This is a genomic window from Arthrobacter sp. FW306-2-2C-D06B (genome assembly GCF_021789175.1).
Lineage (GTDB): Bacteria > Actinomycetota > Actinomycetes > Actinomycetales > Micrococcaceae > Arthrobacter.
Genome location: NZ_CP084560.1, coordinates 1,353,618 through 1,369,888 on the forward strand (window position 1 = coordinate 1,353,618; position 16,271 = coordinate 1,369,888).

At 62.9% G+C, this 16,271-nt stretch carries 9 protein-coding genes; 7 read left to right on the forward strand and 2 right to left on the reverse strand.

All coding sequences use genetic code 11. The annotated features are described in order from the left end of the window. Positions 1–32: 32 nt before the first annotated feature. Positions 33–2,666: a helix-turn-helix transcriptional regulator gene (locus LFT47_RS06445; RefSeq protein WP_236816338.1), complete on the forward strand. Its 2,634-nt coding sequence runs from the start codon at positions 33–35 to the stop codon at positions 2,664–2,666. Continuing rightward, entirely contained in the window at positions 2,644–5,403 is a 2,760-nt protein-coding gene (locus tag LFT47_RS06450) for a LuxR C-terminal-related transcriptional regulator (protein ID WP_236816340.1), read from the forward strand. Before LFT47_RS06445 ends, LFT47_RS06450 begins: the two co-directional genes overlap by 23 nt. A gap of 250 nt (positions 5,404–5,653) precedes the next feature. On the opposite strand, the gene LFT47_RS06455 is transcribed toward LFT47_RS06450, so the two are convergent. After that, the gene (locus LFT47_RS06455) at positions 5,654–5,812 is read right to left on the reverse strand and encodes a hypothetical protein (protein WP_236816341.1); all 159 of its coding nucleotides are present in this window, start codon (positions 5,810–5,812) and stop codon (positions 5,654–5,656) included. Positions 5,813–5,858: 46 nt separating this feature from the next. Between LFT47_RS06455 and LFT47_RS06460 the strand changes: the two genes are divergently transcribed. From LFT47_RS06460 to LFT47_RS06480, 5 genes are all read left to right on the forward strand, one after another. Further along, complete coding sequence (locus LFT47_RS06460; protein ID WP_336885431.1) at positions 5,859–8,393, forward strand: helix-turn-helix transcriptional regulator; 2,535 nt, start codon at positions 5,859–5,861, stop codon at positions 8,391–8,393. Beyond that, on the forward strand, positions 8,390–11,071 hold the full coding sequence (locus LFT47_RS06465) for a helix-turn-helix transcriptional regulator (RefSeq protein WP_236816343.1): 2,682 nt from the start codon (positions 8,390–8,392) through the stop codon (positions 11,069–11,071). The genes LFT47_RS06460 and LFT47_RS06465 overlap by 4 nt, the downstream gene beginning before the upstream one ends. Positions 11,072–11,555: 484 nt before the next feature. Continuing rightward, a complete protein-coding gene (locus tag LFT47_RS06470; RefSeq protein WP_236816346.1) occupies positions 11,556–12,938 on the forward strand; it encodes a nucleotide sugar dehydrogenase in 1,383 nt (460 codons plus the stop codon). 31 nt (positions 12,939–12,969) lie between these two features. Continuing rightward, positions 12,970–13,974, forward strand: a complete 1,005-nt coding sequence (locus LFT47_RS06475; protein WP_236816347.1) for a dTDP-glucose 4,6-dehydratase — start codon at positions 12,970–12,972, stop codon at positions 13,972–13,974. 121 nt (positions 13,975–14,095) lie between these two features. After that, on the forward strand, positions 14,096–14,878 hold the full coding sequence (locus LFT47_RS06480) for a hypothetical protein (protein ID WP_236816348.1): 783 nt from the start codon (positions 14,096–14,098) through the stop codon (positions 14,876–14,878). Positions 14,879–15,067: 189 nt separating this feature from the next. Here LFT47_RS06480 and LFT47_RS06485 read toward each other — a convergent pair whose 3' ends face one another. Continuing rightward, positions 15,068–16,231, reverse strand: coding sequence for a chitinase (locus LFT47_RS06485; RefSeq protein ID WP_236816349.1), 1,164 nt, complete (start codon positions 16,229–16,231; stop codon positions 15,068–15,070). Between the last annotated feature and the right edge of the window lie 40 nt (positions 16,232–16,271).

Sequence of the window (16,271 nt, forward strand, 5' to 3'; positions counted from 1 at the left end):
TAGGCGCTGCGGAGCGTCGAAAATGGTCGTCATTGGTCCGGCAGGATCTTCAGAACACGGTTATTGAAGCGCTCGGCGATCCGTCGTTGTATGGAGTGGTGGTGGTTGGCGCGCCGGGCGTGGGCAAAGCGACTTTTGCCCGTTCGGTAGAGGCCCGCCTCGCTCCAAAGACCCACGTACTGCACCTGCACGGCTCCACGGACGTCGCCACTCCGTTCGGGGCCCTTGCCCATCTGCTCGCGAGGCTGCCAATCGATGCCGCAGATTCCCCTGGCGCGATTATCCACGGCATCTCGCATTTGATAAGTTCGGACGCCGCGGGACGCGAAGTGCTGTTGGTCCTTTCGGAACTTCCGGCTTTGGACACCATGAGCACTGCACTTCTCGTGCACTTGTTAATCAGTGGGACAGCAAAAGTCCTCGTCACTGTCCGCCAAGCCACGGACATGCCGGAAGACCTGGTCAGGCTGTTGAAAGACGGCCTCCTGGACGAGGTTGAACTTCAGGTTTTTTCTCGCGCGGAAGTTGCCAAATTGCTCAGCGGCGTCCTTGGGAAACGGGTGACCGCTACGGCTGCAAGTGCTTTGCACGCCTCCAGCGGTGGAAATCCCCTGGTGCTCCAAGCCATCGTCACTGAACAGCTCCGCTCAGGCAACCTGCACCTGGCCGGGCAGGTTTGGGCGATGAAGGGCGAAATCCACCTTTCATCCGCCGAAGTCCTGACCGATCTGGTCCGCTCGCGCCTGGCCAGGGAGAGTCCTGCGGTCCGGGAAGCGCTCGAGCTACTTGCCCTCATCCGAACGGCCCCACTCGCTGTGTTGTTGGACGTCCTGGAACCTGAAGTGGTTGCGGAGATGGAGTGGTCCGGTTACCTTCGCATCGAAGCGTCAGGGGCCCGCCGGGTGGCGCTGCGCGACGAGTACATGGGGGAGGTCATTCGGGGGTGGATGGACCTGCCCCGGAGGAATGAACTGCGGCGGCTCGCCGCCGGGGTGATCGGCAGCATTACCCGGGACCTGGATGCCGAGGCGCTCCTGGGCTTTGCCTCTTCGACGCTGAACGTCCGCGAAACCCTTGAACCCGGGGTGGCCCTCGCTGCTGCGACGGCAGCGAACAGGCAATTCGATCCTTGGTTCGCCTTGGAATGCGCCCGGCAGATCGGACGCGAGGACAAGGAGTGGGTGGCTGCCGCCCAGCAACGCTGCGTTTCCCATGTCATTCTGGCCGAGCACGAGGCTGCGGTGGCCGCATTGAAGGATGTGGCGCCCGAGCAGCTTCGGCGCCTCCCGGCGTATGACTATGCGGACTATGTGCAGGAGCTCTGCAGTGCGCTGCTGTGGATTCCAGGCGGTCACCTCCAGATCCCGGGTCTCATCGCTGAGGCGGGGGAGGATCTTTCCCGCCGATCGCAGGAAGCCGGAGCGGATGTCACTGAAATCGAACGGGCGCGCGGGATGCTCAGGCTCGCGAGTTTCGAGCTCCACGTCCATCAGGGCGAGTATGCCGAAGTTGCCGAAGCCTTGGAGCAGGAGTACCGGGATGGCGTTGATCTGCAACAAAGGCTGAGCTGCGGGAGCCTGCTGACCATGGCCTGGGCGGTGCTAGGCAGGGAAATGGAGGCGATCGAGCTGGCGCGCGAGCTGAGGCACAAGATTCAGCGCGCAAAGGCCCGGCCGCGCTTGCATAACTGGTTGTCCGAAGGCTTGTTTGCCGCACTCCTGTGCAGCGGACAGTGGGAAGAACTTGCCCGGATGCTGACGGCGACCCTCGATCAGCAACCGAAGAACATCCACTACCTTGGCGGTGCCGCAGAACTTGCCCTGGGCGTTTCCTACACCTACGCCGGACGGGCTTCAGTCGCGATCGACACCCTGCTGGGGGCCCAGGCGCAGTTGGAGATCAGGCGCAACTACTACGGACCAGTATTGGCCTACTCCGCGCTCGCTTTTGCGTACGCCCAGGCCGGAGACGTGAAGGAATCCCGGACTTTTCTCGAATTGGCGGAAAAAGGACAAGGGGAAACAGCCTGGTTCCCGGCCTGGATGGCCGAATTCTGCGTCAAGATGGCAAGACGCTGGCTGAAGGATCCCGGGGCGAAGCAAAGTCTCATCGAGTCGGCCAACCGGGATTTGGCGAAGGGACGGATCACCACGGCATCAATCAGCCTCTTCGGCGCCACCGTCCACGGCACGGAGGAAGAGCTGCTGCTCCTGGAGCAGGTTTCATCCCGCCGCCAGGGCAAGATGGCCGCAGTGAACCGGATGGTGGCGGAGGGAACCCGCAAGAAGGACCCGAAGACGCTGCTTCTTGCTGCTTCGGTTGCCCAGGAACTGAAATTGGATGCGGTAGAGTCCCGCTGTGCCGTCCTGGCCTTGGACATCGCCCGGGAAGCCGGCGATTCAGCGTCCGCAAGACTGGCCCAACAGCGGCTGGACCGCTTGGTCGGGACCGTGCCGGTACTACCCCTGACACCACACACTTTCGGACCCGAACTGACGGAAAGGGAGCGTCAGGTTGCAAAGATGGCCAGTCAAGGGTTGAGTAACAAAGAGGTAGCCAACCAGTTGCAAGTTTCCGTACGCACAGTCGAAGGCCACCTCTACCAAATCTTCACGAAAATGGGAATCTCATCGAGGAGCGAGCTTGAAGGAACCGCGCAGTCATGACAACGCTGCGGCGGTGCATGGTCCTGTCGGAGAACGCGGTACAAGGCCGCCGGAACCGTGGCTCGACTATGGGCACTTGCTTCCTGGAATTACAGCTGCCATCCGTGCGGATGATTGTTCGGCCGTCTTCATCGTGGGCGATTCCGGTCTCGGCGCGTCATCTCTCCTGGCCCAACTGGGAACCGCCTTTGGCGGGGAACTTGCGGTAGTCCCGATTCACGGAAGTCCGTCACTGGCCGCCGTCCCGTACGGGGTACTGGCTCCTTTTCTTGCCCATCTTTCGCTTGACGACATATCCTCCCGGGTCGCCGTACTTCGCTCACTCTGGGATCACCTTGAGGGCATCCGCGTAGGTACCGGACCAGCTTTGCTGCTCGTCGATGACGCGCACTACGTTGACGATGCCACCTGCGCGATGCTGACCGAGCTTGTCCAGGCAGGATGGGCCAAGATCGTGGCCGCCTGCATTCCACGGCCAGGAGTTCCAGGGCCGCTCTTGCGCTTGTGGCACGAGGGGACTGCCGAGTGGTTTGACCTGGAGCCTTTGACCGCCGAGCAAGGCCACGAACTGTGCGAGGCATTGCTGGGGGGAATCGTCCTGAACAGCACGAGCCATGGGTTCTGGACCGAGGCGGGCGGCAACACCCTTCTTTTGAAGACCCTTGTCCGGGAAGCCGAGAGCTCGGGTACCCTCGTCCAGAGGCACGGCGTTTGGCTCAAGACAGCCGCGACACCGGTCCACACGGTAAAGCTGGAAGCTGTCGTCAAACTTCAGCTGATGCGCATTTCCCCGGCGGGCAGGGAAGCGTTGAGCTTGATCGCATTGGCAGAACCGGTGGACGAGACGTTGATTAACGTTGTGGCCGGAGAAGCGGCCGTCCAAGAGCTCCTGGACCAGCATCTAATCAAGCCCGGGGGCAATGGGTTGCCAAACCTTAGACTCGTCAATCCGGTGTACGGAGAGGTGCTCAGAAGCATCGTTCCGGCCGCGCAGAGCCTCCAACTGCATCGGCAGTTGATCTCCCGGATGGATGTTTTGGAGGACAACCCGGATTCCTTGTTGCGGATGGTGACGTGGTCACTGGACTGCGGAGCGGACGTACCGGATCGTCTTTTGATCCGGGCCGCGGTGCTTTCGGCGAGGTTACTGCAGAGCGAGACGGCACTGCGCATGGCGGCCGCGGTACGGGAGGCGCAATGGCAATCGGTTGCAAAAGCGGTTATCGCCCGCTCGTACTTCAATCTCGGCCGCCGGGACGAGGCTGCGGCAGCCTTGGCCCAAGAAACAGTGGATGGCGCAGCCGGACCCTCCCACGTCGTATCCAGCAGCGTTCTTCGCGCGGTCACGCTTGCCGCCGTCGGGCAGTCCGCGTCCGTGATACGGGCAGAAGCCGATGTCCTCCGCGAATGGGGCGAACAGCAGCCAGGCATCGAGGGCCAGCGGACGCCGGACGCGAAAGCCTCGGTGAAGCTCGCTGTCACCGTGATCGGGCTGCTTGCCGGCTCCGTGGACGGCGACTACGAGAGAATGGGCCCCGAACTGGAGTACGTGCTCCTTCAGGCGGGAACCGTGGAAGGCTCTTTGGCCCCCCTATTCAGGGCCCTGGCGCTGGCCCTGAAGGCAGAAATGCTGTGCGCCCTCGGTCGCGGGCGGCAGGCAAGGCAGTTGGTTCTCGAGGCTGCCGGCTTGGCGCAGCCCCAGGAGAACGATGTCTTCTTCATCCCCGAATTCATTTCTGCCCGCCTCGTTATTTGCGCACTGGCTGTAGGTGACTGGGCCGAGGCACAAACGCTCCTCGACAAGTACTACGAATCGTCGGGTGTCTCGATGGCGACCTTCGGCGGCGCGGCCTACGTGGTGGCCGGGTACGTTGCCATCAGGCAGGGAAAGGCCGGCGACGCGTTGCCGTTGTTGACTGCGGGACTCGAAGCCTTGAGGGACAGCGATCCGCAGAATCTCTTCGGACTGTGTGCCGCCATGGCTTTCTACGCCGCAGCCAGCGCCGGGCTGACTGAGGCCGAACGGTTCCGGGCGGACTACAAGGATTGGGGACAACACAGCACCCACCTTCTCGCGGCACAGGCAAACAGTTTTTTCGACGCCGCGCTTGAACTCCTCAACGCCGACGGTTCCGGCGTGGAAGGGTTGCACCGCAACGCTGACAACGCGGCGAAGGAAAACGCCACGTACCTTGAACTTCATGCCCTGGAGCTTGCGCTTGGCCTGGGCGATCTCAGCCGGCTGGACCGGTTTTGTGAAACCGCGGCTGCGACGGAGGGCGAGTGGGCGCAAGCGCTCGCCGAATATGGGCGGGCACTTAAGTTCGGTGGGGCTGCCCGGTATTTATCCGCAGGGGAGAAGCTACAGGCGGCCACCGTCTACCATTTGGCCGCGAAGGCTTATGGTTTGGCGTTGGCAGAACCGGATCGCGGCCGCACCAAAGAGCTCAGTGCCGCTGCGCGTGCGGGGCTGGCGCGTTGCAACGAAGAACTGGGCCAGGGCAGCGAGGAGACACAGAACGAGTCGGTAGTTCCGAAGCTGACCAAGAGGGAATGGGACATTGTCAATCTGGCGGTTCAGGGCCTCAGCGACCGGCAGATTGCGGACACGTTGCTTATCTCAGTCCGGACCGTCGAAGGTCATCTGTACCGCTGTTATTCGAAATTGGGGATCACCGGCAGGGACGAACTTGCAGGGGCCGCCGCCGTCGCGCAGGGAGCGTCGAGTACAAGCTGAAGCCGGGAATGACCGCAGGGATTAGTAGTGCACTCTCGATTTCGAACGGACGCCACTGCCAGTGACGAGTACCCGCCACCCGGGGAAAAGGTACTCACACCCGCATACGAGTATCCGGCAGTATGAAAGTCGAGTACTCACTACTGGTGTGGGCCTGACGGCTAGCTGGTTAATTGGGGGGTGTCACCACTCGATCACTGGGGGTCTCGCTCATGTTGACAGCAGGCAGTGCATCTACGGTCCGTGCCGTTCAGTCCGGGAGCGGGTCCCGGTACCAGGCATTCGACGCATCTTCGGCTCCGTCCTCGCCTGATGGAACCGGAGGCAAATCGGCAATTTCGACGGCCTGGCCGCCGATTGGACCTAGGGCCGCCGTTGAAGACATCGCCGTCGCACTGGCAGCTTCCAAGGGTGGTGTCCTTGTTACGGGGCCGTCGGGGAGCGGCAAGAGCTACTTGACTACTCGCGCGGTGAACGAACTACGCGGGCGCTCTTTCGTCGTCGTCATCCGGGGCAGCGCCGCGTTGGCGAGATCACCGTACGGCGCCCTCAATATCCTTTTGAGCGACCTTGACCCGGGATACCTGGCGCATCCCGTCCTGGTGCTGTCGGCGCTCACCAATTTGCTCCGTGAGCGCTCCGAGGGAAAGCCGGTATACCTGGTCATAGAAAACGCGGCCGAGCTTGATGAGTTGGCGGCGATGACAGTGGCCCAACTCGCGCGGAACGGCACTGCGCAGCTTGTCCTCACCTGTACGGACCCGCAGCGCCTCTGCGGCGAGATCACGCGGCTTTGCGGTGATGGGTTCCTGCACCGGATAGACCTCAAACCACTGACATTCCAGGAATCGCACGCTTGGCTCGAGGCAGGACTGGGAGCACAGGTCTCTGCGTCCGGCGCCCATGCCCTGTGGACGGCAAGCGGAGGCAACCCCCACTACCTCAAGATGCTCGCGGCGGAGCTCGCCGAATCCGGTTCGCTCCTGAAAAGCGACGGCGTCTGGGTCCTGACTTCCCGCAGCGAACAGCACGGCAGGGCGATCACCGACCTCATCACCACGCGGCTTGGGCGAATGGGCGACGGTGAGCGCAAAGTCCTGGAGATCCTTTCCCTGGCAAGGGCCGTGCCCCTGGAATCCCTGCTGGCGCTGGCTCCGGCGGACGATGTGGACTCCTTGGAAAAAAGGAGCATCCTCGTCGTCGACGATTCGCTGCCCAGGATGGCCCGGCTCCAAAGCCAGCTGGTGGGTGACGTGGTCCGGGCGAATGTTCCCCCTGGCCGCAGCAACGAACTCCGGGGCCTGCTCCTTAGGTCGATGGATCCGGCCCTTGGCCAACGCCCGATGCTGCTATCCATGGCCGCGTGGGCATTGGACTGCGGCGCCCAGCTGGGAAGGGAAGAGGCGCTTGAAGCTGCCGCGACCGCGAACCGGCAACTTGATGCGCGGCTGGCCCTGCGCCTGGTCCGGTCCATTCCAGGCCACGCAACCGTGCCGGGGGCAATAGCCGAGGAAGCCCGGGCGATGATGACCCTGGGTGACGTCGCCGGTGCCAGGGACCTGCTGAGTCTTCATTTGGAGGAACCCGGGGATGAATCCACCCTTGCCGAATGGGTCCGGCTCAAGCTGGCCGAGGCCGCGGTCCTTCTGGCCCTTCCCGAAACTACGGCGCAAGCGTGCGAAACGCTGGCCCACGTCCGCCAGCGGCTCGACGACGAAATCGGCGAAGGACAGGACATCGCCGCCTTGCGGGAGGAACTTGTCCTGGCCGAATCGCAGGCAGCCAGCTATTCGGGTTCCTACGGCGAGATGGCAGCAAGACTGGAAGAGGTCCTTCAAGACTTTGAATCGCACGGCACCGAATTCCGCCTCCTTGCGGGAAGCTGGCTGTGCGAGGCGTGGGCCCTGACGGGACGGCAATCCGAGGCGGCGGACATGGCGGAACAGCTGATGGCTGACTGCCATGATCCCGCAGTGTCGGTCGCCGCAGCCCGGCGCGCCACATCGCGGCTCCGGTTCGCCTTCGTCCTTGCAGGACGGTGGGATAAAGAGGCGGAAATGGTCCAACCAGGCGATGACCTCCTGGTTTCCGCGGCCGAGGCACTGCCCACGGCGATCGATCTTCCCAAAGCGATCTTCCGGTGCCTGCAAGGGCGGGGCCAGGACGGTTTGGACGCTCTCATTCCGGTGATAAGCCAGTTGCGGGTCCAGGACAACGAGGGCATGCTGGATGTCGCCTGCACGGCGGCGGCCTACGCCTCGGCCTTGCAAGGTATGCAGGAGCAGGCCATGCGCTTTCTGAAGGAAGCTTCCACCCAGCCGCGCCGGCCGACGTGGCGCAAGGAGCGGACGAAGAGGTACCTCGCGGCGTTGGCCCGGGACCGGGTCGACGGCCCGGAGGCCGCCGTCGAGGAACTCCTGCGCTTGGCCGACGCCGACCGGGACGAAGGCGCCCCCGGGCACGAGATCTTTTGCCTCAGTTCAGCGGTTCGGCTTGGCGCAGTTGCAGCCGCCCCACGGCTGTTGGACTCGGCCCTCCGGTGCCAGGGACGATTCGCCGAACTGTGCGTTGCGTATGCGCGGGCGACGATGTCCGGAAGCGCAGAGCTTCTTCTTGAGGCGGCACGGTTGGCCGAAGGCATGCAGAACGACAGGTTCGCCTTCGACATCGCTGAGACAGTGTTGCACTTGGACCAGGTTCAGCTGGACAAGACGGCCCTCAGGAAGGCGCGGCAACTCGCGGAGACGTGCCGGCAGCGCTTGCGCACCCCGCAAAGCGGCAACCAAGAGGGGTTGAAGCTGACTGCCCGCGAGATGGAGATCGCCAAGCTGGCGGCGAACCGGGAGAGCAATAAGGGTATCGCTGCGAAGCTCCATGTTTCAGTTCGCACGGTGGAGGGGCACCTCTACCAGATCTTCGGCAAGCTGAAAATCGTTGAACGCTCCGAGCTGAGCTTCGCGCTTGGCAACGTCGAAGGTGGTGCGAAATGACTGAAGTGGTTGCGGCCGATGCGCTCGTCGGACGATACAACGTGATGGCAGCCGTCGTCGACTGCCTTCTTGACGCCAATGGTCCCGGGGTCCTGCTTTTCGGTGACGCGGGCATCGGCAAGACGGCACTGATTAACGAAGTGGTCCATGAATTGGGGCAACGCGTCCGCCCGTTCAGGGTCTTTGCCGGCCCCACTCTGGCCTCTGTGCCGTTTGCTGCCTTGGCACCCTTGCTGACGGCTTTGACCCCAAGCCAGATCAACGAACCATTGTCGGTCCTGAGGGCCGTAGTTGCGGCGTTGAACCCGGCAGGACAGCCGCATCCGGCCCCGGCCGTGCTGATCGTGGAAGACGCACATCACATCGATGACAGCAGCGTGGCTGTCCTGGCACAGCTGGCGGCAGCGGAAGCCGCAAAAGTCGTGTTCTTGTGCCGTCCGTATCCCGCGCCGCCGGCGGAGGTTTTCTCGATGTGGTCCGAAGGGCTCGTGGACCGATTCGACCTGCAGCCGCTCAACGAGCAGGAAGTCAACCAACTTTGCGCCCAGGCCTTGGATGCGCCCGTCGTCCAGGGCACCAGCGCCGTCCTTTGCAAGTACTCCGGCGGAAACCCGATGTTCCTGCTGGAACTCGTCGAGCACGCAAAATCGTTGGGCCAATTGGTCTGCCGCAACGACGCCTGGATGCTTTCGGGCGAGCTCCGGGGGACCAGCGTGCGTTTGATGGACCTTGTCCGGAACCAGATCCTGATGCTGGGAGCCGCGCAGCGTGAGACCCTGGAGACCGTGGCACTGGCGGAGCCCGTCCCGCTGAATGTAGTGCAACAGGCCAGCGACTCCAGCGCCGTGGATGAACTGCAGGAACTGCATTTCATCGAGATCGCGTCCGACCCCGAGCGGCATGTCCGGCTGGCCCAGCCGCTGGTTGGCGAAGTGATTCGCCAACTGGTCCCGACCGCCCACAGCATGACCATCCGGCGGCGCATCGTGAACCTCATGGAGTCCAAGCCCCAGACCATGGACGGACTGCTGCGCTACGTCTCCTGGGGATTGGAATCCGGCACCGAGATTCCGGACTCCGACATCCTGGAAGCGGCCCAGCTGGCCAACCGGTTGTTCATCCCCAGCTACGTGGAACGGGTAGCCGGGGCAATCAAGGATCCTTCCCTGAGGCTGTCCGCCCAAGTGGAGGTGGCGCGGGCCAAATGGTACCGGGGCGACATCCGGGGCGCGGTGTCGTCGCTTGCAGGGGTCGTGGATCGGACAAATGATCCGCGGACGGTCCGGCAGGCATCGATGTTGGCGGCCCAGCTTGCCGGGCGACAAGGCGTCGGGCCGAACGCCATCAAACAGGCAGCGTACGAATGGGAAGCAGCCCTGGCCAGGCTCGCCGAATCCCGTCAGGGCATCGACCCGGACGAGCTGGAACGCGGGAAGCTGGGAAGCAGGCTCCTTTCGCTGGAAGGCCGCCAAACCGAAGGCCACCACATCGAGACGGAGCGTGAGCTCCGCCAGATCTGGAAAGAAACGGACGACGACGAGTCCCGCCTCGTCGCGGGCACCCTCCTCGCAGAGGCCATGGCCGTCACTGGACGGCCGGTTTCCGCCATCCAGATTCTGATGGAGATACAGGAGATGGTCGCCACGAGCGGCGACTGGAGCCTCCAGTACGCCGGGATGGTGATGCGTCGCTACATCCTTGCCTTGCAACAGGCAGGCGAGTTCGGCGTCCTCGAAGCGTTCCTCAAGAACCATGTTTCCCAGGCACCGAACTCCCTGATCTATTCAGGCGGGATGTTCCACCTGGCTGCGGGAATGGTGGACCTGCGCCGCGGAGACCTGGGGGTGGCGCTGCCAAGGCTTCGCCAAGCGGTCAGCATGCTTCGTGTCTCCGACATGGGAAGCGACCTGCCCGACGCCGTTGCTGCCGCCGCGTACGCGGCGTCGATCCTGAAACGCCGGGATACTGCGATGACGTACTCAAACGAATACGACGCATTGATGCGGGAAGGCGTGCATCCGTCGCTGCTGGCACAGGGTCACGCGGCAGTAGCGCGAGCCGAGCATACCGGAACGCAAACAGCGATCGCGAGACTCATGTCCCTTGCGGATTCCGCGGCCGCGGACGGAGCCATCGGCGCCGAGATAGAAATCCTGATGTTGGTCCTGAGGCTGGGAGACCCCAGTGTGGCGCGTCGGCTGATAGCAGTAGCCGAGGGCAGCGAAGGCCGCACTGCGGAGTTCGCCTTGAGCGTCGGGATTGCCCTCGCGCACAAGGACGCGGATCGCCTCATTGAGCTGAGTGATTCGGCAGCCAGGGACGGGCTCGAGCTTGCCGCCGCTGACTGCGCCAGCCACGCCCTGCGGATCCTGGAAAGCAGGGGAGACAAGGCGCGCCAGCTCGAGGGACAGCGGCTCCTCAAGCGCCGCACCGCTGCCCTCGACAAGGCCGGCCCGGCGGTTGAAGGAGTCTCCCCGGATCTCCAGAAGCTGACCCGGCGCGAACAGGAAATCGCAACGCTCGTGCAGTCGGGATCGAGCAACAAGGACATTGCGCTCAGCTTGGGCCTGTCGTTGCGCACCGTTGAAGGCCACTTGTACCGAATGTTTGCCAAGCTTGGCATCAGCCACCGGGAAGACTTGATGAACGGTGCCCACGGCACGCAGGGCGTGGGCTAGCCGCCCGCGCGACTCGCTTGCCCCCTGCGATCGGGTGACCGCTCCCCGGAAGCCGCCTTCCGCCGTCGTGCTCTCCAACAAAAGGGCGCGAGGAGTAAAAGCGAGTACTGAATCGAGTGGTTAAAAGTGCTCGGACGGGTAGTCAATGGCCTCGGAAGGGACCGCGCATCCAAAGACGGGTAGAGCCCACTCGCGCCCGCCCTAGGGGTTCGTTAATACGCTTTTCCTGATGGCAACCGCCACTCATTTGGGGATAAGTGGGTCTCAAGATGAAACGCAGGAAGAATTCTTTGCTTCAGGAAAACCACCCGGGGATCCGGCGAGAAGTCAACTCCAATGCAAACGGTCTCCCGCATTCGGCGGGTACCCCCACAATCGAGCCGGCGGCGGGCGGTCATGTGCCCTCTGAGACCAGGGCACGTCCCGTTTCGCCGCCGGCTTTCTTTCACACTGGAGACAACAGGCACCGGGAGGTCGACTGACCATGGCACCGAACACGAAGGTAAAGACCCTCAAGGCAGAGCCCAGCGGGAGCTCGCAGTCCTTGCACACGCAGGCACCAGCTTGGCCGGAGGGCGCGGGAACACGGACAACCACACAGGACCAGGCTTTTACTTTCGACGTGGCGATCGTAGGCATGGGCTATGTCGGCCTGCCCACGGCCCTGGCCATCAACGCCTCGGGTCGGCGTGTTCTCGGCCTTGACGTGTCCGACGCCCGCCTGGCCGTGATCCGGGAGCAACGGGCAGATCTTCTGGACTCCGACAGGGAACGGCTCAGCAACGCGCTGCTGGACCCGACCTTCATGCTGAGCAGCGATTTGTCGTTGCTTGCCCACGCGGCGGCAGTGGTTGTGTGCGTTCCCACCCCCGTAGACGAGTACCTGGTTCCGGACCTCGGTATTCTTCGGGCGGCCTGCGCCTCGGTGGTCGATTTCGCCACCACCGGCCAGTTGCTGATGCTGACCTCTACAACCTACGTCGGATCCACGCGTGACCTTCTGGCTCTGCCCTTGGCTGCGAGGGGACTCATTCCGGGACGTGACGTGTTCGTGGCCTTCTCGCCCGAGCGCATCAATCCTGGCGTGGATTCGTTCTCCCACGAAGACGTGCCCCGGGTAGTTGGCGGCGTGACCCCGGCCTGCGGCGAAGTTGCCGAACGGCTCCTGAGCGCCAGCACGAAGCTGGTCCACGTTGTGCCGTCTGCGGACGTCGCCGAAATGACCAAGCTCGTGGAGAACACCTTCAGGGCCGTCAATATCGCTTTGGCCAACGAATTCGCTGATATCTGCCACGAACTCAACATGGAAGTCATGGACGTCATCGATGCGGCCTCCACGAAGCCGTATGGCTTCATGGCGTTCACCCCCGGTCCCGGAGTCGGCGGACACTGCATACCGTGCGACCCGCACTACCTGCTGTGGCAATTACGCAAAGCCAGATTGACGGCCCCGGTGATCGAGCAAGCGATGGCTGGGATTGCAGGCAGGCCGCACCAGGTGGTGGAGAAGGCCCGCCGAATCCTGTCGGACCGCAACCACGGTATTGCCGGTGCCCGCGTCATGGTGCTCGGGGTCGCGTACAAGCCCGACGTCGAAGATCTCCGGGAATCCCCGGCGTTGGAAATCATTGCCGCCTTGATCGCCGACGGGGCGGAAGTGGCATTCTCCGATCCTTGGTGCCAGACGGCGCCCGACGGTCACGGCGGGACACTCCAATCCGAGCAATCGCCTGCTGACTGGGGTGCGGACCTGGTGATCCTGCACACGAGGCACAGCCAGATGGAACTTGGCTGGCTGGCCGGAGCACCAGCAGTCCTGGACACGACGTACCGCTTGCCCAAGGCCGATAACGTAACCCGGCTCTAGATCCACCAGGTTTTCGACGGAAGCAGGAGTAATGAAAACAGCAATAACCGGCGGTGCCGGGTTCATAGGAAGCCACCTTGTTGAGTACTTGTTGGCGGCCGGGGACGAAGTCGCCGTGCTGGACAACTTGTCGACCGGACGCTTGGAGAATCTCAAAGGCGTCATCGGCCACAGGAACTTCCACTTCATCGAGGGTACGATCCTCGACCGTGACGCTGTGGACAAGGTGGTTGCGGGTGCCGACAGGGTCTTCCACCTGGCCGCCGCGGTTGGCGTGAATCTTATTGTCGACCACCCGTTGGAGAGCCTCCGCACGAATATCCACGGCACCGAAGTGGTCCTGGACTCGGTCCTGGAATCAGGTGCCTCGCTGTTGCTGGCATCCACGAGCGAGATCTACGGCAAAAACACCTCGGACAGCCTCTCGGAGGAAGCGGACCGCATCCTGGGATCCGCGCTCAAATCCCGGTGGACGTACGCTGCGGCCAAGGGTATTGACGAAGCATTTGCGCACGCATACTGGCGCCAATTCGGGCTGCCGGTTGCCATCGTGCGGCTCTTCAACACGGTAGGCCCGCGGCAGACGGGCCGGTACGGAATGGTTGTTCCGCGACTGGTGCGGCAGGCGCTCGTCGGGGAGCCCCTGACCGTATTCGGAGACGGCCACCAGACCAGGTGCTTTTCCTACGTCGGCGACATCGTTCCCGCCATCGTCCGTATTTCCGAGGAACCGCTTGCCTACGGAAATGCGTACAACCTCGGTGGTAGCTACGAGATCTCCATCCTGACGTTGGCCGAGAGGATTGTCGAACTCCTTGGGAGCGGCAGCACCATCACCTTGGTGCCTTATGAACAGGCGTACTCGGAAGGCTACGAAGACATGCGCCGGCGGGTCCCGGACAACAGCAAGTCCTTCGGGCTTGTTGGCTTCGAGCCGAAGACCACCTTGGATGAAATCATCCTCAACGTCGCGGCCGACTACAAACCGGCAAAAGTCCTGGATCCCGCGGGTTGGAAGATCACCCTCGCATCTTGAACCGAGTGACAGGAAAGCCTACATCGTTTGGACAGGCGGCTGGGTGCGCGGAGTGTGCGCTGACCGGTCGCCTGACCCTGTCCAAGGAAAGATCCGACGAACCCTTTTCCAGGAGCATGATGTGAATCGCCCAGCATCCGGACCGAGGCGCCACAACCGGGGCGGAGTGTCTGTCCTTGCGGTCCTGGCCCTGCTGACGGCGGCCTGCACCGGTCCAGGTCCGTCCCCGGGTCCGACACAATCAGCCGCGACAGCCGGCCGGTATCCCTGGCACACCGGGATCGTGTCCACGACTTTCTGGGTTGGCGAGATCTTTGATCCCAAGGCGGCAGATGGGAGCCAAGTGATGTCGACATACGATTCCCAATGGATGCAGAGCTACGGAGGTTGTGACGGCGTCGTGACGAACGGCTGCAAGACCGAGGCGAGAACGCAGGCCAAAGGATACGCGCCCACCAGCATGACTCCGAAGGAGAACCCGTTCTACCTCGATCTTCCCTACGATGACGTCAACGATCCCACCGCGTTCGCCGAACGGGCCAGCGTCATTCCGTGGGCCAACGATCCAGGTTTCGCGGGCAACGCCCAGAACCGTTCCTTCAGCTACATGAAGAACCAGTGGGTCAGGATCCGGATGGGCAATCGCGAATGCTACGGACAGATTGAAGATGCCGGTCCGGGGCAATATCACGACAAAAATTATGTTTTCGGCTCCAATGATGCACGTCCAGTCAACAAGAACTTCAACGGAGCCGGAATGGATGTCTCGCCTGCGCTTAACGGGTGCCTTGGCTTCTCCGAGCTTGACGGCGAGTCGGACAAAGTCGACTGGCAGTTCGTGCCGCGGGACCAGGTTCCCGCGGGACCGTGGCTGAAAATCGTCACGTCCAGCCAAGTGAAGTAGCACCGGCCGCCGGGGCCGTCCAAGCAATCCGGTATGGGCAGTCCCTCGAAAACTGGAGGTAGTCATGCAGTGGCTTAAGAAGCTGTTTCGACACGGCAACGGGAAGCACCTTGCCCGCCCGGCCGAAGCCAAGGACCAGAACAGGGCGGAACGTCCAAGCCAGGCATGACCGCCTGTTAATCGGCGGGGTCAAGGCAGTTTGGCGTGGAATCCCGCACTCAACAAGTCGGAGAAGCGTTGGGTTCCTTGATCGATCCCGCTACACACGTGGCTGGCCGGATCCTCAGGGGTGTCCTGCGGGCACGACACGTCCCGGTTCAAGGACCACATGGACACTCGTTGAACTCCCTTGCTGATGGCGAAGGAGTCCAATCCGCGAGCCGCATCGAGGTCGAATATCTCGCCTGGGAGATCGTTCCGGCCGATCATGGGGGTCAATCCCATCTTTCCCCAGATCTGTTCGCTGTTAAGGGTCGTTCCTGCGCGCTGATAGATGATGCTGAGCTGATCGTGGGTGGACTGGGCCGCCGAGGTTCCGGCATCGAGCATGCTCTGCGATTGACTCCGGCTTGAACCGTAGTTCATGGTCATGATGTTGACCCCGGAGAGCTGGACGCCGGCGGCGAGCATCTGGTCAACAGCTGATGTTCCGGCGTCGGTCAGCCCTTGCGGGGTGACCGGAAGGGTCAGCCAGATTGAAAGGGCGTGCCCTTCCTTGATCCGCTCCTTCTGGAGGGCAGCGATGGCTGCGGCTCGGCGCTGCCAGGCTGCGCTGTCCGCCAGGTTGTCGCCCTCGATGTCAAAGTCGATAGTTGCGGGGTTGTAGCGCTCCAACACGGCCCGGTAGGCCCTTTCCAGATCTGTTGCATTCTGGCAGGAGTTGGCGAGCTCACTGTTCACCGAGCCGCCGAAAGACACAGCGAAGGCACCGCCGTTCGACCTCAGCTTGGCGATACGCTCTTCGAGCTTGAGCGAAGTCTTCGCAGCATCGAGACTGTACGTGCTGCCCCAACTCGGTGTGCAGGCTTGTCCAGCCATTGCCACCACGAACGCCAGCGTGACATTCTTGGTGCCCTCGCCCACGGGTGACTCGAAAGCGTACTGAGGGACCACGGTGACGTCGACATAGCCGGAAAACCACGGGGGCTCGAGGGAACCGTTTGCGTCCGTAGTAAACCGCCACACGAGGATTCCTCCCATCCCCAGCACCACAAGGACTGCGGCAATGCAGGCCCGGGCGAAACCTGACAGCCGGCGGAGAGGTCCATCGGCCGGCGGTGGCGGGCGGCGGGTATCGCGCACGCCGCCCGCCTCAGCCGAAACGGACGTGCCGCCTCCCTGCTTCCTGGACACGCTCTTCCGCCATCCTTAAACTCCGACTGCCCTGATTGCA